The sequence below is a fragment of the Megasphaera sp. AF13-6AC genome (assembly GCF_027685385.1).
Lineage (GTDB): Bacteria > Bacillota > Negativicutes > Veillonellales > Megasphaeraceae > Megasphaera > Megasphaera micronuciformis.
Genome location: NZ_JAQCUN010000032.1, coordinates 11,755 through 12,531 on the forward strand (window position 1 = coordinate 11,755; position 777 = coordinate 12,531).

Sequence of the window (777 nt, forward strand, 5' to 3'; positions counted from 1 at the left end):
ATCTGTCAAATTTCATCAGAATACCTCCTTACTGTCAAATACGGGGCCGTCGGAGCAGACCTTATAGCGCTTTTTGTCCTTCTTACTCTCAAACGTACAGCCCAGACAGACACCGATACCGCAAGCCATGCGTTTTTCCATAGATACTTCGCAAGAAATACCCGCTTCTTGAGCCTTTTCGGCAATGGTCTTCATCATCACCGTCGGTCCGCAGACGGCAATGCGATCAATTTTATTTTCCGAGAAAATCTGCGGTAACGCCGCTACGGCAAACCCCTGAATCCCTGCTGAACCGTCATCGGTCGTCACATATACTTTTTCCGCCTTATCCTTAAAAAACTCTCTCCAAAACGTTTCTTCCTTTGTCTTGCCGCCGACGAGGACAACCGGCTTTTCAGCAAGTCGCCCTGCCAGGCAAATAAGGGGGGCCAAGCCTACACCGCCACCGACGAGAAGGACTTTGCCCGCAGCCGTTGAAAAGGTCCCCTCACCGAGGGGTCCTTCAACAGATATCGTGTCGCCTGCACGCAAGTTTGTCATAGCTGCCGTTCCCGTCCCGACAAGACGGTAAATAATCGTCACTTCTCCCGTCTCCCCGCAAGCCTCCACAATCCCGAAGGGACGGCGCAGAAAAGCCGTCTCCACGGATACGTTGACGAACTGTCCCGGCAGAGCCGTCCGAGCAATCTGCGGCGATTCAAAGGTCAACTTGTAAATAGCTTCCGTAATGGCCTCGTTGCCTATGACACGGGCCTCTTCCAAATACTTTTTCACCCT

General features: G+C 52.3%; 1 protein-coding gene. It reads right to left on the minus strand.

The window, feature by feature from the left end; translation table 11 throughout:
- Nucleotides 1-15: 15 nt before the first annotated feature.
- Nucleotides 16-777: dihydroorotate dehydrogenase electron transfer subunit (locus PGX78_RS03220; protein ID WP_270445369.1), on the minus strand; the 762-nt coding region annotated here is incomplete at its 5' end.